Genomic DNA, 21,867 nt, shown 5'->3' on the forward strand with positions numbered 1-21,867 from the left:
ATGCATCTGATAGCTTGAAAATCAAAAGACAGGCAGTCTCCTTGACGTAAAATTTAGCCAAACTTATACAAGTTGTACTTCATCAGATTTAAGAGGTGATTTTGTTGTACTGAGTGCATTTCACTGTAAATAAGTTTAGTTTTCCAGCTTATAAAAATGTTCGCCTGCGCACAAAACCCCTCTTGCTCGGACAGTTCAACTCAGTGAAATACTGTTAATTATGCTTTGAGAGCACCTTTTGGCTTGGCACAATCTCTGAAAAGTATGGATTGGAATAAAACCAAATCCATTATGAATATCTCAAAAATAACTTCGCTAGTCCTATTTCTATTTTTCTTAGGACTCTCCGCTCAAGCTCAAACAGAAACCCGAACCCCGGGTGATTTCACCGCAATAGAATCTAGCGGAAGCTGGAATGTGTACATCACCATCGGCTCTAAAGATGAAGTGAGACTAGAGTCCAAAGGTTTTGATCTGAATAAAGTCATAACAGAAGTGAAAGACGGAAAGCTTGAGATCAAACTGGAAAAAGGGAATCATCGAAATGTCAATTTTGATGCTTACATAACCGTGCGTGAATTAGAAAGCATAGGTTCTGGTGGTTCAGGAAATATGACTCTGGAATCAAATATTAACTCTGACAAATTTAATATAGGACAATCTGGAAGCGGAAATGTAAAGGTGAAGATGCTAAACGTTGGATCATTGAATGTAGGAATGAGCGGCTCGGGAAATATGTATTTAGAAGGGGGAAGTGCAGATACTGCTAATATTGGACAGTCGGGCTCAGGAGATTTCGATGGATTGGAATTGATGGCTAATTCAGTAAAAATCGGCAAATCCGGTTCGGGTAACACATCCATCGGCGCAAGCGAAAACCTGACCGTGGGATCATCTGGATCTGGGAATGTGTACTACAAAGGCAATCCGGAAAACAAGAAAATAGCAAGCTCTGGTTCTAGTAAGGTGATTAAGAAGTAAAGTGGTAGTAGGTTATAAGTTTTTAGTTGTCTGGTGTTGGATGTCCAGAAATAACTACAACCACCAGTAGCTCAGGAAAATATCAAATGAATCACATACTCCCATCAATGGCGAAAGGCTCGTAAATCGCAATTCTTAAATAAGAAATCATGCTGAAAAACTACTTTAAAATACTCGTCCGAAATACAGGGAAAAACCCACTTTACATGTTTATCAATGTCTTCGGACTAGCAGTGGGAATGGCCGTGAGTATTTTGATTTTCTTATTTGTACAGCATGAGCTTAGCTATGATAAGTACCATGCCAAATCTGAGAGAATATACAGGGTCTCCAGAAGTTGGAGTAATGCCAATGGGGAGGTGAGTTTGCATTTAGGTCATTTGGCTCCACCTTTTGGGCCTCTGATTAAGTCTGACTTTGAAGATCAGGTAGAGGAGGTCGTTAGGTTTTTTAATGCAGGACTTTTGATCAAATCCGGTGAGAATTCCTTTGTGGAAGATGAATTTTTCTTTGCAGACCCAGAAGTCTTTGAGGTATTTTCCTGGAACATGCTGGAGGGTAATCCCATAGCTAGTCTGAAGGATTCAGACGGCGTTTTGATCTCTGAGGATATAGCTAGAAAATATTTCGGAGATACCAAGGCGATGGGGAAGGAATTACTGGCGGAAGTAGACGGTATGGAAATGACATTTCAGGTACGTGGTGTTTTTGAGAATATTCCTGACAACACGCACATGCATCCTGATTTTATAGCATCTATGAATCCTGTGGTGCAATTCTATGGTGGGCTGGAGCCGTTTATGCAAAATTTTGGCTCCAATAATTTTTCTACTTATGTCTTAATCAAGGAAGGGTATGATTACAAAGCCTTGGAGTCTCAGTTTCCCGCATTGATTGACCGGAATATGGGAGAAGCGCAGGCGGGCATCCCCATGTCCAAAACTACAGCTTTGAGCCTATGGCCTCTGGAAGATATCCATCTTTACTCCAATCTGGATTCGGAGATTGAGGCCAATAGCAATATTGACTATGTGTATATTTATCTGGCAGTAGCGTTGTTTATCCTGCTTATTGCCTGTATCAATTTTATGAATCTATCCACCGCAAGATCTTCTATGCGCTCTATGGAAGTGGGCTTGCGCAAAGTAATGGGAGCGGACAAAAGCCGTCTGATCCGGCAGTTCATGGGAGAGTCGTTCATGATGACCATTATTTCCATGATTTTCGCGCTGGTTTTGGTGTATTTGTTTTTACCGGTTTTTTCCAATTTTACAGGCAAAGAACTTAGTCTCAACTTCCTGCAAAACCCAGAATATAGTTTAGCATTAATTGGATTGATAGCAATTGTGGGGTTGATCTCAGGCAGCTATCCTGCCTTATTTCTTTCTGGGTTTTCTCCTGCCAAAGTGCTAAAAGGAGCGTTCAAAGCGGGTAAAGGGCATGAGCAGTTCAGATCTGTTTTGGTGGTAGGGCAGTTTGCCATATCTGTAGTGTTGATTGTGGCTGTACTTGTGGTAGTAAGGCAGTTGGAGTTCATGCAAAGCAAGGATCTGGGTTTTGAAAAAGAGGACATTGTACTGCTTCCTTCCAGCCCTTCCATTGAAGAAAATTATTTGATGCTTAAAGACAGGTTGGAAAGACACCAAGGAATCAAATCTGTCAGTATTTCCAGCCGTGCACCATCCGGAAGACTCTTGGATTCCCAAGGAGGTACTGCGGAAGTTGATGGCGAAATGAGTCAACTCAACGTGCGGGTAGCGGATATTGAAGTCAGTCATAATTTCCTGGATACATATGGTATTCCGATTGTGGCGGGGAGAGACTTTGACTATAATCTGGCAAGTGATTCTACGGAGGCTTTTATTTTGAATGAAGTTGCGGTCAGAGAGATAGGTTGGGCTAGTTCGGAAGAAGCTATCGGCAAGAAATTTCTGTATGGAGGCCGGCGAGGTTTTGTGACAGGTGTGATGAAAAACTTCCATTTTGAATCCTTACATCAGCCTATAGTGCCTATAGTATTTATGGTTTCCCAAGACAGGAATAATCAGGTCAGCTTGAAGATAGAAGCAGCAGACAAAGAACAGACCTTAGCTTACTTAAAAGAGGAATGGGCTGCCTTGAGACCGGGCTTTCCATTCGAACCTACCTTTGTGGATGAAGGGTTCAACAGACAATATGAAGCTGAAGAACGGGTAAAAACCATTTTCACCTTCTTCTCTGGCTTGGCTGTGATCATCTCGATTCTGGGATTGCTTGGTCTGACTACTTTCGCTACACAGCAGCGTACCCGTGAGATTGGTATCAGGAAAGTAATGGGAGCAGCGACAGCAAACATTCTGATTTTACTGGGCAAAGACTTTCTGAAACTTGTCCTGATTGGTTTTGTCATTGCAATTCCGATCTCCTGGTTTGGGATGTCTAGTTGGCTGGAAGACTTTGCTTATAAAATCGGCATCAGTTGGACAGTATTCTTATGGGCTGGATTGATCGCCGGTGCAATCGCAGCTATCACAGTGATGTCACAGTCTCTGAAAGCAGCTTGGGCCGATCCGGTGAAAAGTATTAAGAGTGAGTAAATGAAAGTAGCAAGTATTTAGTATCAAGTATCAAGTATTAAAATTCGTGGCAAAAGAACCAAGACTTTAGAACCAAGAGACAGGCCTGCTTGCCGAAGGCAGGAACCAAGTAGTTAGATTCAAGAATCAAGAAGCTAAAACCTAGTCCTATATATCAAGAGACTGATCCTAGGAAATAATAGTTTAGAAGAATGGGATGCAACTTTTTCTTAGAAAACTGCATCTAATTAATGATTGCTGGCTAATTAGGGAATCTTTCTCCACTCAAACCTTGCAATTCAACTATTTGATTTTCCAATCTGGCACGACTGACAAGTATTTAAAATTTTCCAATCTTATAATCCATAAAAATGAAAATTTACTCAAAATTAGTTTCTGCAGTATTCATGCTTTTTGCTATGAATGCATGCGTACAAGCGCAATCTTCCGAAACAAGAACTCCAGGACACTTTACTAAAGTACATTCTGGCGGTAGCTGGGAAGTCATCATGACCGAGGGGGATAAAGAAGAAATAAAAATCGAAGCAAAAGGTGTGGATCTCAGCAAAGTCAAAACCGAGATAGACGGAGATGTCTTGAGTGTAGGCTTGGTAAAAGGAAGCTATAACAATGTAAAGTTGAAATTCTTTATCACCTACAAGGAGCTTGAAGGCGTAAAATGCTCAGGTTCTGGTACTATAGAGGTGACTTCACCGGTGAGATCAGAAGAGTTTTATGCTGGACTTTCAGGTTCTGGTGACATTATTTTGGACAGACTGGAAGCACAGGAGTTGTCAGTTTCAATATCCGGTTCTGCTGATCTTAAAATTAAAGGTGGTTCAGTGGATCAAGCTGAAATCAAGCAGTCCGGTTCTGGCGATTTCCATGGAGAAGACCTGGCGATTGGTGAGTTGGAAGTAAGCAAGTCTGGTTCTGGAGATACCCATGTAGGTGATTTGGGAAAAGTATCTGTGAGTTCTTCAGGGTCTGGAGATGTGATTTACTCTGGTTCTCCACAATTAGGTAATATCAGGACTTCGGGATCAAGCACTATCAGAAAGCGGTAAACCAAAATAGTTTTTAATTATATAAATCCCATTAGCAGCAATGTTTATGGGATTTTTTTGTGGATAGATTTAACGAATGCCTCCGTGAGTGTCTCACTCACGGAATTGGGTACATTAATATCTTGTGAGGATATCCGTGGAGGTAAATTTGAACTTTGAGCGAAAATTCTAAGTGCATTCATGCAGTTAGGCGGATATATATGCGGATATATATAATGTCTGGAATCGTTGTTTCTATAATTTATTCGTGAAATCCTTCACTTAATTCCCCTACATCAAAAATCCATTTTCAACAGCATAGGGCTTTGGGATGTTTTCCTCTTCCAGCATTTCCAGCAGATCAATTTCAATCGCACGGGCAATGGATGAAATAGGTACATCATTATAACCACCTTCAAATGGATTCTCCGAATAATCTCCTATTCTATCCACTACGAAAAATGTCCAGATAATAATGGATGAAAAAGGAATGGTCAACCAATAATGTAAAGCGCTTGACTGCTCAAAAATATCCAGTAAGCCGAATGGAATCAAGGCGCAAAATATATAGGTGATCCACAAGCCCGTGGATGCATATTGTCTTGGGAATGGGAAGTTTTTGATTCGTTCACTCATGCCCTGATGTGTATATAGGTTGCCGAGCAACTGATGAAGCCAAACTTGCTTATAGTCACTGATTAAACCTTGTTCATTAAGCTCACCAAGTTCCTTACTTTGGGTTTTTAGTAGTTGAGACGGAATGTTTGAATAGCTTTTAATGCTATTAAACTCTTCTTCAGAGAGGTATTTTTCGATTTCATCAAAGATTCCATCGTAATATTCTTTGATAAAATTTGGGATAAAATTCAGTTTATTTACCGGTAGATTATGTTCCCAAGGTTTTTCAATTCTCATCACATGCTTGAGCGCCAAAAGCCAGGCAAGGTGTCTGTGGATTATTTTTCTTTTGCTTTCAAAGGACATCTCTTTACTTGGAAGGCTGAGAATTCCCGTTGCAAATGTTCTGCTTTCATTGACTATTGATCCCCAGATTTTTCGGGCTTCCCATGTTCGGTCATAGGAGCTATTGTTTTTGAAACCTAAAAAGAATGCCACCGCTACACCAATTACAGATATTGGCTGCCAGGGTAGAGAAAAAGGAAGGGAAGTGATCTCATATAATACGATGATAACAAAGGAATACAGTACACCATAAATCAAAGAAAATTTTGACCAGCGAATTGTCATCCAAAAACTGTAATAGCGTTTTACGTACATAAAAATATTTTTTGCAATTAAACTACATAAAATTGTCAAAAATCCACTGCTTAAAGAACTGGTTGTCTGCTAAAAAGTATACGATCCTTACAATTCGTTTTGTATTTTTGAATCCAAAAGTTTGATGTCTTGGAATCTTTAAGCCGTGTTAACCTGTAGATAAATTAAGTTTCCATAAGTTGAACTAATACCCCTATTTAAGTGTCAATCTTTCGAGTTATTGAACATTTTCAGTTGCTGGTTTTTGACTGAATTAAACCAACTAGTCTACATGGAGGATCTTTTTGCTGCCCGGTCTCAGATGGCTCTTTCTCTGGGATTCCATATCATTTTCGCTTGTATCGGTATGGTAATGCCTTTTTTCATGGCGACATCCCACTATAAATATTTAAAAACCAAGAACCCTATTTACAAGGATTTGACCAAAGCCTGGAGTAAAGGTGTGGCAATATTTTTTGTAACTGGTGCGGTATCAGGAACCATGCTTTCCTTCGAATTGGGTTTGCTTTGGCCAGAGTTTATGCTGCATGCGGGACCGATCTTTGGAATGCCTTTTTCTTTGGAGGGTACAGCTTTCTTTATCGAAGCGATTGCTTTAGGTTTTTTTCTTTATGGTTGGGGGAAATTCAAGCCTTGGTTCCACTGGTTCACAGGAGTAGTGGTAGGTATAAGTGGTTTGGCATCAGGTATTTTGGTAGTTGCAGCAAATGGCTGGATGAATAGTCCAAGTGGCTTTGATTATGTAGATGGTCAATTTCTCAATATTGATCCTGTGGCAGCGCTATTTAATGACGCATGGTTTACTCAGTCTCTACACATGAGTTTGGCAGCTTTTGCGGCTACTGGATTTGCGGTGGCTGGTATTCATTCCTATATGATGCTGAAGGGGCAGAATAGAGAATTTCATCGCAAAGCATTTACGATAGCAATTGTTTTTGGAGCAGTTGCTGCTCTATTACAGCCTATTTCCGGAGATATTTCTGCCAAGGATATAGCGGTAAGGCAACCTGCGAAGCTTGCTGCTATGGAAGCTCATTTTGAAACCAGCAAGTCCGCACCCTTGATTATCGGTGGTATTCCCGATGAAGAGAACAAGGAAGTAAACTATGCCATTAAAATTCCGGGGGCCTTGAGTTTTCTGGCTCACGGAGATTTTGAAGCGGAGGTGATAGGCTTGGATCAATTTCCGGAGGCCCATCATCCGCCGGTGATGGTCACGCATTTTGCTTTCCAGATTATGGTTGGATTGGGAATGGTACTGGTTGGCTTGAGCTTGTTGTTTTTTGTTTCCCAATGGAAAAAGAAACACTGGCAGCTTCAACGATGGTTTCTTTGGCTTTTTGCCTTAGCTACACCACTGGGTTTTATAGCACTGGAAGCTGGATGGACTGTTACAGAAGTAGGAAGGCAGCCATGGATTATCTATGAAATTATGCTGACCAAAGATGCTGTGACGCCAATTCCGGGTATCAAGTATTCATTCTTCATATTTACTGCGATTTATGTTTCGCTTGCAGCCATAGTAGCATTTTTGCTCTATAGACAGATAAAAGCTGTACCTGACACATTGGATCAAAATTCAAAGGAACTGACTGACTCTTAATCTGAAATTATGCTATACGTAGTTATCATTTTTCTTTGCTTGTCACTATTGATGTATGTGCTTTTGGGAGGTGCTGATTTTGGTGCTGGGATTCTTGAACTATTCACTCCTGCCTCGATGAGGCAACAGCTTCGCGATACAACTTATAAAACCATTGGCCCGATCTGGGAAGCAAATCACATGTGGCTGATTATTGCGATTGTGATCTTATTCGTAGGGTTTCCACCTATTTACACCATGCTATCTATACACCTGCATATTCCTCTGGCACTGATGCTTATTGGAATTATTGGAAGGGGTACGGCTTTCGTTTTCCGACATTACGATGCGTATCAGGATGATATGCAAAAAGTGTATAATTTTATTTTTACCTATTCAAGCTTTATCACACCATTTTTCTTAGGTCTGATCTTTGGAGCCGCGATAGGCGGTCAGATTGATCCTGAAGCCACTGGATTTTATGAAGCATACATTCATCCCTGGTTCAACCTTTTCAGCATTTCCGTGGGTGTCTTCACTATTGCTATCTGTGGGTTTTTAGCCTCTGTTTTTTTGGTTGGCGAGGCCAAAAGAGCTGATGTCAAATTGGTAGTGGTAAGAAAAGCTAAGCTATTTATAGTGTTCACAGTGCTGGCGGGTGGTTTTGTATTTGCTTCTTCAATTATAGATGAAGTACCACTTGTAGGTCTGCTATTAAAGGAATGGATTACTATTGGAACCTTGGCGCTGGCTACTTTGGCTATCATTGTTCTCTGGCTGCAATTGAGAAGTGGGAGTAACCTATTGGTTCGTTTTCTGAGTGGCTTTGTGGTTACTGCAATTCTGATGGCCTTCGGATATCATTATTTTCCCGACATGATCATTACCCAATCGGGTGAGAACTTATCTGTTTTTAATTCGTCAGCTACAGACAAACCAATAGCTACTTTAGCTTGGGCATTATTAATCGGAAGCGTGTTTATTCTGCCGTCGCTTTTTTATCTATTGTATAGTTTTCAGAGGAATAAAGTTTCTGACCACACTATCGGTTGAAGCTGGTTTTTTTATGAAAGTCCATTAACCAAATGGACAGGAAATTTTCGCAGAGCCCAGCCAATTCAGATAAGAGCAGTCTGAAGACTGCAATGAGAGAGGTCCAAGTCAGGAGAACCAAACACGTTTCAGGTCAAGACGCAGCTCATTAGTTGAAGCCAGCAGGCTTGAACCAATTTGCCCGAGAGCGAACAAAACTGTCCGAGATAAATGGCTGACAAGTCAAAAATATCCATTTCCAGCGAAATTATTGACTTTTTTTAGTGGCATACTAATGGAATAAGAGCCTTACTGTCAACTGTAACTCTTATCCCAACCCTCATGAAACTCCTAAAATTTCCCTCAGCTTTCTTACTGCTAGTTTTAGTTTTGCAATCCTGTGTTTTTGCAACTGACTTTAAAGCAGATCCTTATCTCACCAAACAGTTTACACTTAATGGTGAGGGTAATCTTAAGGTAGAAACTTCAGGTTCTTCCATAGCCGTTACAGGAGCAAGTGGAAGCCAAGTTATCGTTGATATGTATGTGAAGCTGAATGGACGGGAAATAGAAATTGAGGATGCGGAGGTAGAGCAGGAATTGGATAACTATAATCTGGACATTAGCCAATCGGGAAATACCATTTCAGTGATAGTTAAAAAGAAAAATAATAGTGGTCGAAGTAAATTGAATCTTTCATTTAAGATTCAAGTGCCAACAGAAATGTCTTCCAAATTCCAATCCAGCGGGGGATCGATTTCAGTGGACGGGCTGAATGGTGAGCAGGAAATAGCGACAAGTGGAGGAAGCATCCAAGTTTTAAATAGCAGTGGCTACGTGAATACACACAGTTCCGGAGGTTCTTTTAGACTTGAAAACTTCGAGGGGAACGTCAATGTACAGACCAGTGGAGGTTCTATAAAAGTAAACCAGCTAACTGGCGATCTTAAAGTAAATACTTCAGGTGGTAGCGTAAACTTGTCAGAAATCAATGGTAGCATTTTGGCAAATACCAGTGGAGGATCTATCAGAGCTCAGCTTTCAAATGTGGAGAAAGAACTTACCATGAAGAGCAGTGGAGGAAGTATTACGGCAGTAGTTCCGGATGGTTTGGGGCTGGACCTTGATCTAAGTGGGGGAAGGGTGAATTCCAAACTTTCCAATTTCAGCGGAGAAGTGAAAAAGGATAGAATTCTGGGTAAAATTAACGGAGGAGGAATTCCTGTAACTATGCAAAGCTCAGGCGGAAGCATCAATCTGGAGTTTAATTGAAAGTAGTTAGTAGCTGGTATCAAGTATCAAGATATAAGATTTGAGAATCAACAGTTAAGAGTCTAGAATCAAGAACCAAGAGTCAAGAAAAAGGATAACAAATGAGAGCCGGTGGAACAGTATAATCTTAGAACTTTACCTATTTCCAACTTTACAACCTTACCACTTCTTTGTGCCTAATCTTGCAATCTTTCAATTTTAAAATCTTTCAATCTTACAGAAAATGATAAAAACCTACCTAAAAATTGCCTGGAGAAGCCTGAAGAAGAATAGGTTGGTGTCGTTCATCAATATTCTGGGACTTGCATTAGGTATAGCTACTTGTCTGGTGATCAGTCTATATGTGATTGAAGAATTTAGCTATGACCGTTTTTTCACAAATTCACATCGGATTTACAGAGTTACCCTGGATGCTAAAATTGGGGAGCAAACGCTTAGTGAAGCCAGCGTAATGGCTCCTGTAGCAGAAACTTTTAAAGAGGAAATACCAGAGGTAGAAGTAAGCACCAGAGTTCTGAATCTCCACTCCAATACTAAAGTCAGGATAGGGGATAAGGTAATCCGAAAAGGAAATACTGCTTTTGTAGATCCTAATTTCTTTGAGGTTTTTGACCTGCCATTTATCGGCGGAGATCCTGCTACCGCACTTACTAAACCCAACTCAGTGGTACTTACCAGGGATCAGGCTACGGCTCTTTTTGGTAAGGAAAACCCCATCAATCAAGCTATTAAACTGGAAGGGATTGGGTACTATTCAAGTCAATATTTAGACTTGTCCGGGGATTATACCGTCACTGGGGTAATCGAGAACATCCCTGAAAATTCCCATTTCGATTTTGCCATGCTCGCATCTATGCTGGGTAATCCTGATGCCAAAAATCAAAGTTGGCTATCCGGAAATTACGTCACCTACTTGTTGCTGGATAAGGGTGCCACCACTGATCAAGTGGAAGCTAAATTCCCTGCGCTTACTAAAAAGTATATGGAGGATCAGATGAAGCAAGGTTTGGGGCTTGGTTTTGATGAGTTTTTTGAAAAAGGAAACCATGTCTATCTTAAACTTCAGGCGCTTACAGATATCCATCTCAACAACCAATTCGCAGGAAAGGGAGATTTTGAGGCTGGGGGAGACATGCAGACTGTATTGATTTATTGCGCGATTGCGGTGTTTATGTTGCTGATTGCCTGCATCAATTTTATGAATCTTTCTACTGCCGGGGCTTCCCAGCGGGCCAAGGAAATCGGAGTTCGGAAAGTTATGGGATCCGGAAAGCAGGATCTTGTTTTTCAGTTTTTGTCAGAATCATTTATTGCGGTTTGTATTGCTATGGTTTTGGGGCTTTTATTGGCAAAATTAGCACTTCCGTTTTTCAATGATTTTGCGGATAAATCCCTTTCACTCGCATTCTTATTCCAACCTTTAGTTTTCCTTTCTCTTTTTGCCCTCATTCTTTTGGTCACACTGATGGCAGGTGGGTATCCTGCCTTTTTTCTTTCGGCATTTCAGCCTATAGAATCCTTGAAGAAGAAAATTACCCGAAGCAATAGAAGCGGTTTGAGGAGTAGTCTGGTAGTGTTTCAATTCTCGGTTTCAGTGGTACTGATCATCGGTACTCTGGTGGTTTCCCAACAGATGAATTACATCCAGAATAAAGATCTGGGTTATGATAAAGAGCAATTGATTGTCTTGCGGGATGCGGGACTTTTGGGAGAGCATCTGGATGTATTTAAAGATAAGCTTAAAGCTGACCCACGAGTCCAAAATCTCACGAAATCAGCTTATATACCCTCTGGTCCCACTGATACGAATAGCCAAAATCTGGTAACGGATGAAGCTACTTCGAGCACATTACGACTGATCCAGTATGGGATTGATGAAGAATATATCCCTACACTGGGGATGGAAATCGTGGCAGGGAGAAACTTTTCCTTAGATCTCGGCTCCGAAGAAAATAACATAATCATCAATCAAACTGCCGCCAAGGAATTGGGAATTGAAAACGATCCGATCGGGCAGGTTTTTGAAAAAAGAACAGACAACCAAGGTGGTAGAGCAGAAGTGAAAATTGTGGGGGTGGTGAAAGATTTTGTGGCCAAATCCCTGAGAGAACCGATCAAGCCTCTGATGATGGTTTACAATCCTTACTACAGTCTGATTCTGAAAGTAGATAAGTCCGAGCTTCAGCCTTTGCTCGCTGATATGGAGCAATCCTGGAATGGCTTCAATACTGGTGAAGCTTTTCAATATGCCTTTTTGGATGAATTGTATAATGAGACCTACATACAGGAAGCCAAGATGGGTTCTTTCCTAACAGTACTTTCCTTGATGACAATTTTCGTGGCATGCCTAGGCTTGTTTGGGTTGGTGAGCTTCACTGCCGAGCAGCGGATCAAGGAAATAGGAATTCGAAAAGTGCTGGGTTCTACCGTGAATCAGATTGTAGGAATGCTCGCCAAGGACTTTATAAAGCTGGTCGGTGTATCCTTAGTTATAGCTTTCCCGGCAGGTTATTTCTTTATGGATATGTGGCTTGGAAATTTTGCCTACCATATCGACATAGCTTGGTGGATTTATGCGCTGGCAGCTGGGATTACGCTGCTGATCGCTTTCGGTACGATCTGCCTGAGAAGTGTAAAAGCTGCGCTCATGAATCCGGTGGATAGTCTGAAAAGTGAGTAGAGTAGCTAGTTTAAAGATTCAAGAATTTAGAACCTAGAGCCAAGAACAAAGAGACTGGAGAAAAGAGAGGATGACGGCCTGTCAGGCTCAGGGTAAGTTTGGAGTTTGGTCATCCGATACGGATGCGAGGACGTAGGGGAAGAAGCCCGCCTTATAGCGGGTAGGCAATCTGCTCATGAGAAACCGTCATTGGTAACGACGAAGGAGTGTGGCAATCTCATTGACTGGTTTTTTCGGTAATGAGTATAAAGAATCTAGAGCCAGGAATCCTGAGCCAAGAGCTAAGAAACAGGATAGAAATGACCATTCTATTAGCTTAGGGCAAGTTTGGGATTTCCTTTAGCCGATATCGGGATAGGAGTAAAGATAACTTTGCGATCCAAACTTGATTTTTTATAGCCTTATAACTATTACTATTTGCCCCGAGAGCGAACAAAACTGTCCGAGCTTTTTCATTTTTTTTCATTTTAGACTGTTTAGACTGTGACAAAATTGAAAACTTTGCGACTAATGGTTTATATAGTAAAGGTATCATGGAGTCTGAAGTAAAAATTATATTCTTAGGATTGATTCGGCAAAACCAAGGTATTGTCAATAGCCTCTGTCGGCTCTATGCTAATTCTCAAGAAGAAATGAAGGATTATAGGCAAGATGTCTTACTCGCCCTATGGAAGTCATTTCCCCAATTCAATCAGGAATCGAAAATAAGTACTTGGATGTATCGGGTAGCACTCAATACACTGATCTCCATTCAACGAAAAAAGAAGCTTTTTGTAGTGGCAGAGCCTTTTTCAGAATCCTTTGATTGGAAAAACATTCAAGATATAGGCGCTGATGATGACCTTATGGTTCTTCAGCAAGCAATAGGTTTGCTCAAACCCACGGATAAAGCTGTTGTAATCCTCTACTTGGAAGGTTACGACAATAAAGAGATGGCGAAGATGCTTTCCATCTCGGAAAGTAATATCAGTACAAAATTGAACCGAATAAAAACTCAACTTAAAAAGACTGTAATATCCTTACAAAATGAATCTAACTAGACTAAAACCTGCCTGGGATCAATTCAAGGTGATGAATCGATTGGATGATATTGAGGAATCTGAAATCCTTTCCTGTATCGAACCAAAAAGTTCGAGTCCGTTTAACCTTGTTTCCAAGCGAATAGCCCAAAATGCATTTGCTTATTCTTTATTGATTTTTGCACTAAGTGGAGGGTGCTCAATTTAAGTTTAGCATGATTCTCCTTTATATAAATTGGAGCCAAAACGGCAGCTTGTTAGACCTTGGATTTTATGATATAAGGATCTATTCCTTACTTTTTGGGTTGGGTTTTGTCTTGGGATTCTTCCTGTTGCAAAGGCAATTCAGAAGTGAATCGGTGCCAGAAGAAAAGCTGGATAAATTACTTGTTTTCGTTGTTATCGGCACCGTAATTGGCGCAAGACTGGGGTATTGTTTGTTTTATGAATTTGAATATTATTTCAAGAACCCACTAGAAATATTGATTCCTGTCCGTTTTTCTCCGGAATTTGAAGTCACAGGTTTTAAAGGATTGGCAAGTCATGGCGGTGCCATTGGGATTTTGGTTTCAGTTATGCTTTTTTCTTGGAAGCAAAAAATTAATATTTACTGGGTTTTGGATAAATTAGCCTTGGTAGTTCCATTAGCCTGTGGTTTTATTAGGTTGGGAAATCTATTTAACTCAGAAATGATTGGGAATCCCAGCACGGTACCTTGGGCCTTTGTATTTCAACAAATTGATTCAATCCCAAGGCATCCTGGGCAGTTGTATGAAGCTCTGGCCTATTTTTCCATATTTCTATTTTTGAACTTTTACGCTGGGAAAGTCCAAAAAGAAAAAGGATTCCTATTTGGGCTTTTTTTGGTTTTGTCCTGCACAGCCCGATTCCTTCTTGAGTTTTTCAAAATTGATCAAGTTGGATTCGAATCAAGCATGGTTTTAAACATGGGTCAACTGCTAAGTCTGCCTTTTATCATTGCAGGTCTGATTTTAATGTTCATGAGGAATCGCATTGTGGTAAAAGCTATTAGTTAAACAAAGCTATTAGTTAAACTCTTTGGAATTCCTTTTCATAAAAAGGAATGCGGCTTTAGCCCATTCCCCCAGGATTTATAATCACAATCGGGCTTCAGCCAAATTCTTGCAGAGAACCAGATAACTATATTATCTATCTTCACTGACGTTTTTCTTTTTCTACCCCATTAATGGCTTCTAGACTTTAGATAATTCGACCGAAAGCGAACAAAAGCGTCCGAGCTGTATTATCTCATTTTTCTTATATGGCCTCTGGAGTTCTCTGAATAGGTTTTACAGTGGCACAAAAGTGGAACCCTCAAAAGTGAAATTCTCAAAAATGGTTAAGATCAAAGGGAGGAATCAAGTTCCAAGTATCAAGTATCAAGACAAGAAATAAGAGATAAGAAACAAGAAGCGAGATATAAGAGGCAAAAGACTATAATGATGAGGCTTTACTACTTCAATTTAAATGTCCATTTGGGCATTAAACAAATTATAAGACATAAAATCGAGCATGTTGCAGATGACACACAGGGTGAGGATTATTAACCCCTAGAAACTCACTCGACTACCGTTCTAAATGAACTAAGAAATCCAACTTATAAACACATGAAAAAGTGTTTCGTCTACCTGTTTTTTTTCTTGTTCCTGTCTTCTTCATGTGATGCTCAGGAGAATGCGATAAGTAGAAAAACCAGAGTAATAGAGGCTCCTGACAACTGGGGAAAAGAAACAATCCCTCTGCCACCTTCTTTCGCTTCTTTAATCAAATTTACCGGTGTCGAAGAAGTGCGGTTTGCTCCCGGATGGGCAGATAAATCCAGTTCTGAGTTCTGGACTTATTCCTTTGCATGGTTGATTACCGGGAATGCTGAATTGTCCGAAAAGAGCCTTGAAGAGCTAATGGAGAATTATTTTTCCGGATTGACAGCTGAAGTTGGAAAAAATAATGGAATCGATTCGGAAAAGATAACAAACTCTGCCGCATCATTTTCTTCAATAAATCAGACAACAAATCAACAATTTTATCAAGGGACTATTGATTTTTATGATGTCTTTTTCACACAAAAGCCCATCAGGCTTAATGTAAAAGTTAAAGAATTTTATTGCTCTGATTTGGATAAACACTTGATGGTTTTTTCCTTTTCTCCGAAAAGCTTTGATGATAAAGAATGGGAAATATTTAGGAACGTGTCGTTTGCTGAAGATTGCAAACAACTGGCCGAAACCTTCGAAAATTCATTTTCAACCCACATAACGGGTGATTATGAATTGATCATCCCAAAGGCAAAATCAAATGGGGTTTTGATAGTATTCCCCGGCTTCCCGGAAAATCCAGAAATAATTAAAAGAGAATTTGAAATTTTGGAACCTGCTGTGGAGCATGGAATAACCCTAGCATTGATGACCTTTAATCAAAAAATTTGGCTGGAGGATCATGAAAAAAAGAAGCTTTCAGACATATTTTCTGAAATTTTCGAGAAACACAATCTTGAAACAGAGAATGTATTTATTGGGGGTTTTTCCAGTGGGGGAAATGTCAGCTTACTGATGGGAAACTATTTAAAGCAGTCAGAAAGCCTAATTCAGCCAACTGGCGTATTCGCAATAGATTCCCCGGTTGACCTGTTGGGATTGTATGAAAATGCCAAAAGAAATATGGACAGAGAATTTTCGGCTGTTTCTTTACAAGAGAGTCAAATGCTCATTGATCTACTTGAATCTGGTTTTGGAAAGCCTGAAAGCAACCTTGCTAACTATGAGGAAAATTCAGTCTATACCAAAAGGACAAACAATATTCATAATCTGGCCGATTTGAAAGATGTGAAAATCAGGCTCTATTCAGAACCAGATACTCTGTGGTGGAAAGAAAACAGAATGAATGAATATGAAGATATGAACGCATATTTTTTGAAGAGCCTTTCTGAAGATCTGATTAGGAAGTTTGGCGATAAGGTTGAATTTATCCCCACAGAAAATAAAGGTTACAGATCAAATGGAGAAAGACATCCGCACTCTTGGTCAATTGTAGATGTCGATGATCTATTAAAATGGATAGTAGATAAATAGATTGCAAGGGATTTGCCCGAGAGCGGACAAAACTGTCCGAGCTGATTGAACTTTGAGTTAAAAAACACTTGATTCAGGCCTAAATGAAAGCTTTTTGACTGGCACGTTTGTGGAAAGTTGGATTTGTCAGAGCCAAGAACCAAGAGTCTGGAGACAAGAATCAAGATGCTCATGTAAAAAGTAAGAGACTGGAGCTAAGAAAAAAGATTTATGAATGAGAAAAGACTTCGACTCCACTCAGTCAGACACATAGTACGGTACTAACACCTTCCAACTTTACAACCTTACCACTATAGAACCCAAAATCTTTCAATTTTCCAATTTTAAAATCTTCCAATCCTCTCAAAATGCTCAAAAACTACTTTAAAATCGCTTGGAGAAACATCGTTAGAAGTAAAGGGTATGCCTTTATAAACATTGGAGGATTGAGTATCGGAATGGCTTCTGCTATTCTCATTCTATTATGGGTACAGAATGAAGTAAGCATGGATCGGGATCACCCCAAGTCCGATCGTATTTACAAAACCTTTAACAGGGATACTTTCAGCGGAGAGCTTTGGGTTTGGGGTTCCTCTCCAAAAATTTTGGGGCCTACACTGAAAAAAGACTATCCTGAGGTAGAACAGGCTGTGAGAATCAATAATGCAGGTTTTCTTTTTACAGTAGGGGATAAAAAATCAAATGAGTCCGGTGTATTCATTGATCCTGAATTTTTGGATGTATTCGACTTTCCAGTGCTTCAAGGTAATAGTAGCACTGCGTTGGAAGATCCGTATAATATGGTGGTCACTGAAGATTTTGCAAAGAAACTTTTTGGTGAAGAAAATGCTATAGGCCAGTCAGTTAAGATCGATAGTACGGATATTTTTACCGTGACAGCAGTGTTGGAAAATATCCCAAATAATACGCGCTTTCAGTCGGATTTCTTTCTCTCCTGGGAGTATATGAAAAAGCTGGGTTGGGACGATGAATATTGGGGGAATAACTCTGTCGAGACCTATGTCTTACTTACTGAAAATGCCTCTTTGGAGTCTTTTAATCAAAAAATAGAGAGTATTACCAAGGAGCATACCAATGGGGAATCTTCCACAGAAGTTTTTACCTATCCGCTATCGCAGGTCCATCTATATGGGAAAAGTGAGAATGGTGAACTAGTTGGAGGCAGAGTTGTGACGGTGAGAATGTTTGCATTTATCGCAGTGTTCATTCTTATCATTGCCTGTATCAATTTTATGAATCTGAGTACCGCCCGAAGCGAAAAGCGGGCGAAAGAAGTGGGCTTAAGAAAAGTGGTGGGAGCAAGAAAGACATCACTTGTTGCACAGTTTATAGGAGAAAGTACGCTCATTGCAATTATTGCAGGATTATTCGCGCTTCTCTTTGTGGAGCTAACGCTCCCATCTTTCAATACCTTGGTGGATAAGCAGCTTTTTATCCCTTACAGCGATGTGGTTTTCTGGTTGCAGTTAATTGGCTTTATTTTGTTAACAGGTTTGTTGGCGGGCAGTTATCCTGCATTCTTTCTTTCCTCCTTTAGCCCCGTACATGTATTAAAAGGCACTTTCCGTTCGGCCGCCTCTGCAGTCAACCCACGTAAAGTACTAGTGGTGCTTCAGTTTAGTTTTGCAATTGTCCTAATCGTGTCTACCATTATTATCCAGCGTCAGATCAGTCATGCCCAAAAAAGGGAGCTAGGTTATAACAAGGAAAATCTCATCTATGTAAATATGCAGGGAGATTTGGAAAAGCATTATAGTGCTATCAAACAATCCCTCCTGAACACTGGCGCTGTAGAGGCGATGACCAAATCCATGAGCCCGATTACCCAGCGCTACAGTGATGGCTGGGGTTATTCCTGGGAAGGCAGTACTCCTGAGGATGGGAAACTTGATTTCATCAGATTCAGTACAGATGCTGATTTCATGAAAGTAATGGGAACCGAGTTAGTAGAGGGACGAGATATAGATATTCACCAGTTTCCAAGTGACTCAACTGCTATTTTATTGAACGAAACAGCAGTGAGAAAAATGCGATTGGAAAATCCATTAGGGCAGGTAGTGTCTAATGATAATGGGAACTATACCGTAGTGGGCATCATAAAGGATTTTATTTTTGAGTCTCCTTATGATCCTGTCAATCCATTGATGGTTTTGGGCCCATCATCATGGTTTGATGTGGTACATATTCGACTTAATGCGGATCAGCCGATCACTGAGAATATTGCTTCAATCCAGGAAGTCTTTGAGGACTTCAATCCCAATTTTCCTTTTGAGTACAGTTTTGTAGATGAGCAATATGCCAGAAAATTCAATGATACCAGGCGTACTGCCAGTCTTTCTTTACTTTTCACCATTCTGACTATTGTCATTTCCTGCCTCGGGCTATTTGGGCTTTCCACCTATATGGCTGCAAATAGAATCAAGGAAATTGGAGTGCGAAAAGTATTAGGTGCGAGTGTAGCCAGTATCTCACTATTGCTTTCCAAGGATTTCTTGAAGCTAGTAGGGATCGCATTCCTCCTTTCGGTTCCAGTTGCCTGGTATATAATGGACCAATGGCTTCAAGACTATCAGTATAGTGTGGGAATTGAGTGGTGGGTTTTTGCGGCCACAGGTACAGTCACCATGCTCATCGCCATGGGCACTGTAGGCTTCCAATCTATCAAAGCTGCTTTGACGAATCCTGCAAGGACGCTTAAGAGTGAGTGATGATAAGTAACAAGTAGCAAGACATAAGTATCAAAATAGTAGAGCCTAAAATCAAGAAAAAGGATAACAGCTGTGAGATAAATTAAGAGAGCAATGATTACCTGAGAACTGGGGGGACATTAAAACTTTACCACCTTACCACTTCTTTCCACCTAATCTTTCAATTTTCCAACACATAAAGAAAATGCTGAAAAATTACTTCAAAATCGCCTATAGAAATCTCCTCAAATCCAAAGGATTTTCATTTATTAATTTAACCGGATTGAGCATCGGGATTTCGGCATGTATTCTTATCTCGGTTTATATCATTCACGAAACGAGCTATGATAAATTCGTGCCTAACTCAGCGAATATCTATCGCTTAGTTGCACAGTATAATTTTGGACCAAAGACTGAAAAAGATGTTCATTTCTCTGCAAACATGGCCCGGACTCTTGAGTCAGATTATGGGGAAATCGAAGAAGCTGGAAGGATAATGGCCAATGACCTCTTTTATGGGGCGGGGACAAATGAAATCCAGATCGACGATCAGGAGATGCAGCATCATGAGGAGAAATTTGCCTATGCAGATCAGGCTATCTTGGATATTTTCAGTGTGCCCTTGGTATTTGGCGATTCAAAAACTGCATTGGAAGAACCCAAAACTATGGTCATTTCCGAGTCCGTATCCCGGAAATTTTTCAAGGATCAAAATCCAATTGGACATGTAATCTACTTAAACGGAAATCGGGAAGATCCCCGTAGAATCACGGGCGTAATGCAGGATTTCCCTACCAATTCTCATCTCGATTATAGTTATTTTTTAACCATGTCAGGAGTGGAATTCGGTCAAGGAGAGCAGGAACGCTGGATACAGTCCAATTATCAAACCTATATCAGCCTTCGACCTGATACGGACGTTTCCCTTTTTGATCAAACATTTGGAGCTACCATAATTAAAAAATATTTAAAACCAGCCCTAGCTGCCGCAGGATATGCGATGGCTGAGGAGATTGAAGATAAGGCAAGTATTTACCTTCAGCCTATGACTGATATCCAGCTTTACTCTTCTGATATTGGTCATGAATCTGGCTTTAGAAATGATATCAAAGTTGTCTGGATTTTTGGGACAGTTGCAGTGTTTATTTTGCTGCTTGCCACTATTAATTTTGTGAATTTGTCAACTGCCAGGTCCGCCAATCGAGCAAAGGAAGTAGGTCTCCGAAAAGTGGTGGGTTCAGGACGAAGTAACTTAATCCTACAATTCTTAACAGAATCGCTGTTGCTCACATTGATAGCTTTTGCGATCGGTTTAGTATTGGCGCAATCCCTTATGCCTGTTTTTCAGGAAATGACTGGTATTGAATTGTCTATGCCTTGGGAAAACGGATTTTTCGTTCCCGTTTTATTACTTTCAGCGGTGCTGGTTGGTTGCTTGGCAGGATTTTATCCAGCGCTTTATTTATCAGGATTTTCCCCGATCAATGTCCTCAAAGGGAAACTTAGGTTAGGGGGTAAATCAGGTGGTTTTCGAAGTGGTTTAGTCGTTTTACAATTTACGATTTCCATCGTACTTATCATCGGTACACTCATCATTAATGAGCAAATGTCTTTTATTCTGAATTCCAAAGTAGGCTTCGAAAAAGATCAGGTAATCCAACTCTATGGAACGAATATGCTTGGGGATAAAGATGTGACATTCAAAGAAGAACTTGCCCAATTGCAGGAAGTGGAGTCAGTAACCATCAGTGATTACCTGCCTCTGGAGAATACTAAAAGAAACGGGAATCAATTTACCAATGAAGGGAGAGAAAACATTGATGAAAGTATCTCAGGACAGGTCTGGCAAATAGATGAAGGCTATGTTGAGACATTGGGAATTGAGTTGATAGCTGGGAGGAACTTCGATGCAGCTATTGTTTCAGATCAGAATGCAACCATTGTGAACGAACAAATGGTAAAAGAGCTGGGGCTTACGGATCCTATAGGAAAAAAAATATCCAGATCAGGCCAGCTGAATGAGATAGTAGGTGTTGTGAAAAATTTCCGATTCGATAACATGAAGCAAAGAGTAATGCCTCTGGCGATGTTTTTTGGTAAAAGCAACACCATTACATCTGTCAAAGTTAATACCGCAGATATGCCTGGTTTGTTGAAAACTATAGAAAACAAGTGGAATGAATTTGCTCCGAATCTGTCATTCCGCTATGCTTTTATGGATGATTCATTTGCTCAGATGTATGACAACGTTTATAGAATTAAGACCATATTTACCAGTTTCGCAGTGTTGGCTATTTTGGTTGCATGTATGGGATTGTTTGCCTTGTCAGCATTTATGGTGGAGCAACGAAACAAAGAAATGAGCATACGGAAAGTATTGGGGGCATCCATCCAAGGGATCTTTAGAATGCAAACCCAAAACTTCATTTCACTGATTCTGATTTCATTGATTTTGGCCATTCCTATAGCTTACTACCTGATGGAGGATTGGCTGAAAGATTACGAATACAAAATTGAAATAGGTTGGCAGACATTTCTTGTATCGGGGGTCATGGCAGTCACTATTGCCTTACTTACAATAAGTTATCATGCGATTAAATCTGCCATGATCAATCCAGTAAATAACTTAAAAGGAGAGTAAAACGA

Annotated in this window: 14 protein-coding genes; 13 read left to right on the plus strand and 1 reads right to left on the minus strand. The window is 40.2% G+C overall.

The window, feature by feature from the left end:
• Window positions 1-291 precede the first annotated feature (291 nt).
• The 3 genes from SYJ56_RS06980 to SYJ56_RS06990 all read left to right on the plus strand — a co-directional run bounded on the left by SYJ56_RS06980 (window position 292) and on the right by SYJ56_RS06990 (window position 4,603).
• On the plus strand, window positions 292-981 hold the full coding sequence (locus SYJ56_RS06980; protein ID WP_323832929.1) for a head GIN domain-containing protein: 690 nt from the start codon (window positions 292-294) through the stop codon (window positions 979-981).
• 149 nt (window positions 982-1,130) lie between these two features.
• Window positions 1,131-3,557: an ABC transporter permease gene (locus tag SYJ56_RS06985; protein ID WP_323832930.1), complete on the plus strand. Its 2,427-nt coding sequence runs from the start codon at window positions 1,131-1,133 to the stop codon at window positions 3,555-3,557.
• A 350-nt stretch (window positions 3,558-3,907) separates the two neighbouring features.
• Window positions 3,908-4,603, plus strand: a complete 696-nt coding sequence (locus tag SYJ56_RS06990) for a head GIN domain-containing protein (RefSeq protein WP_323832931.1) — start codon at window positions 3,908-3,910, stop codon at window positions 4,601-4,603.
• Window positions 4,604-4,873: 270 nt separating this feature from the next.
• Here SYJ56_RS06990 and SYJ56_RS06995 read toward each other — a convergent pair whose 3' ends face one another.
• Complete coding sequence (locus tag SYJ56_RS06995) at window positions 4,874-5,860, minus strand: bestrophin family protein (protein WP_323832932.1); 987 nt, start codon at window positions 5,858-5,860, stop codon at window positions 4,874-4,876.
• Between the two features lie 271 nt (window positions 5,861-6,131).
• Here SYJ56_RS06995 and SYJ56_RS07000 point away from each other — a divergent pair, with 271 nt between their 5' ends.
• From SYJ56_RS07000 to SYJ56_RS07045, 10 genes are all read left to right on the plus strand, one after another.
• A complete protein-coding gene (locus SYJ56_RS07000) occupies window positions 6,132-7,463 on the plus strand; it encodes a cytochrome ubiquinol oxidase subunit I (RefSeq protein ID WP_323832933.1) in 1,332 nt (443 codons plus the stop codon).
• A gap of 9 nt (window positions 7,464-7,472) precedes the next feature.
• A complete protein-coding gene (locus SYJ56_RS07005; RefSeq protein WP_323832934.1) occupies window positions 7,473-8,495 on the plus strand; it encodes a cytochrome d ubiquinol oxidase subunit II in 1,023 nt (340 codons plus the stop codon).
• Between the two features lie 321 nt (window positions 8,496-8,816).
• Window positions 8,817-9,746: a DUF4097 family beta strand repeat-containing protein gene (locus tag SYJ56_RS07010; RefSeq protein ID WP_323832935.1), complete on the plus strand. Its 930-nt coding sequence runs from the start codon at window positions 8,817-8,819 to the stop codon at window positions 9,744-9,746.
• Between the two features lie 223 nt (window positions 9,747-9,969).
• Window positions 9,970-12,426: an ABC transporter permease gene (locus SYJ56_RS07015; RefSeq protein ID WP_323832936.1), complete on the plus strand. Its 2,457-nt coding sequence runs from the start codon at window positions 9,970-9,972 to the stop codon at window positions 12,424-12,426.
• A gap of 533 nt (window positions 12,427-12,959) precedes the next feature.
• Window positions 12,960-13,466, plus strand: coding sequence for an RNA polymerase sigma factor (locus tag SYJ56_RS07020; protein ID WP_323832937.1), 507 nt, complete (start codon window positions 12,960-12,962; stop codon window positions 13,464-13,466).
• Window positions 13,453-13,653 carry a hypothetical protein gene (locus SYJ56_RS07025; RefSeq protein WP_323832938.1) on the plus strand — a complete coding sequence of 67 codons (201 nt, stop codon included), beginning with the start codon at window positions 13,453-13,455 and terminating at the stop codon, window positions 13,651-13,653. The genes SYJ56_RS07020 and SYJ56_RS07025 overlap by 14 nt, the downstream gene beginning before the upstream one ends.
• 7 nt (window positions 13,654-13,660) lie before the next feature.
• Window positions 13,661-14,482, plus strand: a complete 822-nt coding sequence (gene lgt, locus SYJ56_RS07030) for a prolipoprotein diacylglyceryl transferase (RefSeq protein ID WP_323832939.1) — start codon at window positions 13,661-13,663, stop codon at window positions 14,480-14,482.
• A 591-nt stretch (window positions 14,483-15,073) separates the two neighbouring features.
• Window positions 15,074-16,534 carry a hypothetical protein gene (locus tag SYJ56_RS07035; RefSeq protein WP_323832940.1) on the plus strand — a complete coding sequence of 487 codons (1,461 nt, stop codon included), beginning with the start codon at window positions 15,074-15,076 and terminating at the stop codon, window positions 16,532-16,534.
• A 347-nt stretch (window positions 16,535-16,881) separates the two neighbouring features.
• Window positions 16,882-19,242, plus strand: a complete 2,361-nt coding sequence (locus SYJ56_RS07040; RefSeq protein WP_323832941.1) for an ABC transporter permease — start codon at window positions 16,882-16,884, stop codon at window positions 19,240-19,242.
• A gap of 184 nt (window positions 19,243-19,426) precedes the next feature.
• Window positions 19,427-21,862, plus strand: a complete 2,436-nt coding sequence (locus SYJ56_RS07045) for an ABC transporter permease (RefSeq protein WP_323832942.1) — start codon at window positions 19,427-19,429, stop codon at window positions 21,860-21,862.
• The last annotated feature ends 5 nt before the right edge of the window (window positions 21,863-21,867 follow it).

This window comes from Algoriphagus aurantiacus, from assembly GCF_035156405.1.
GTDB lineage: Bacteria > Bacteroidota > Bacteroidia > Cytophagales > Cyclobacteriaceae > Algoriphagus > Algoriphagus aurantiacus.

Excerpts from the sequence above, each read along its gene's own strand:
- SYJ56_RS06980 (WP_323832929.1), top strand. The coding sequence starts at position 292 with ATGAATATCTCAAAAATAACTTCGCTAGTCCTATTTCTATTTTTCTTA.
- SYJ56_RS06985 (WP_323832930.1), top strand. The coding sequence starts at position 1,131 with ATGCTGAAAAACTACTTTAAAATACTCGTCCGAAATACAGGGAAAAAC.
- SYJ56_RS06990 (WP_323832931.1), top strand. The coding sequence starts at position 3,908 with ATGAAAATTTACTCAAAATTAGTTTCTGCAGTATTCATGCTTTTTGCT.
- SYJ56_RS06995 (WP_323832932.1), bottom strand. The coding sequence starts at position 5,860 with ATGTACGTAAAACGCTATTACAGTTTTTGGATGACAATTCGCTGGTCA.
- SYJ56_RS07000 (WP_323832933.1), top strand. The coding sequence starts at position 6,132 with ATGGAGGATCTTTTTGCTGCCCGGTCTCAGATGGCTCTTTCTCTGGGA.
- SYJ56_RS07005 (WP_323832934.1), top strand. The coding sequence starts at position 7,473 with ATGCTATACGTAGTTATCATTTTTCTTTGCTTGTCACTATTGATGTAT.
- SYJ56_RS07010 (WP_323832935.1), top strand. The coding sequence starts at position 8,817 with ATGAAACTCCTAAAATTTCCCTCAGCTTTCTTACTGCTAGTTTTAGTT.
- SYJ56_RS07015 (WP_323832936.1), top strand. The coding sequence starts at position 9,970 with ATGATAAAAACCTACCTAAAAATTGCCTGGAGAAGCCTGAAGAAGAAT.
- SYJ56_RS07020 (WP_323832937.1), top strand. The coding sequence starts at position 12,960 with ATGGAGTCTGAAGTAAAAATTATATTCTTAGGATTGATTCGGCAAAAC.
- SYJ56_RS07025 (WP_323832938.1), top strand. The coding sequence starts at position 13,453 with ATGAATCTAACTAGACTAAAACCTGCCTGGGATCAATTCAAGGTGATG.
- lgt (WP_323832939.1), top strand. The coding sequence starts at position 13,661 with ATGATTCTCCTTTATATAAATTGGAGCCAAAACGGCAGCTTGTTAGAC.
- SYJ56_RS07035 (WP_323832940.1), top strand. The coding sequence starts at position 15,074 with ATGAAAAAGTGTTTCGTCTACCTGTTTTTTTTCTTGTTCCTGTCTTCT.
- SYJ56_RS07040 (WP_323832941.1), top strand. The coding sequence starts at position 16,882 with ATGCTCAAAAACTACTTTAAAATCGCTTGGAGAAACATCGTTAGAAGT.
- SYJ56_RS07045 (WP_323832942.1), top strand. The coding sequence starts at position 19,427 with ATGCTGAAAAATTACTTCAAAATCGCCTATAGAAATCTCCTCAAATCC.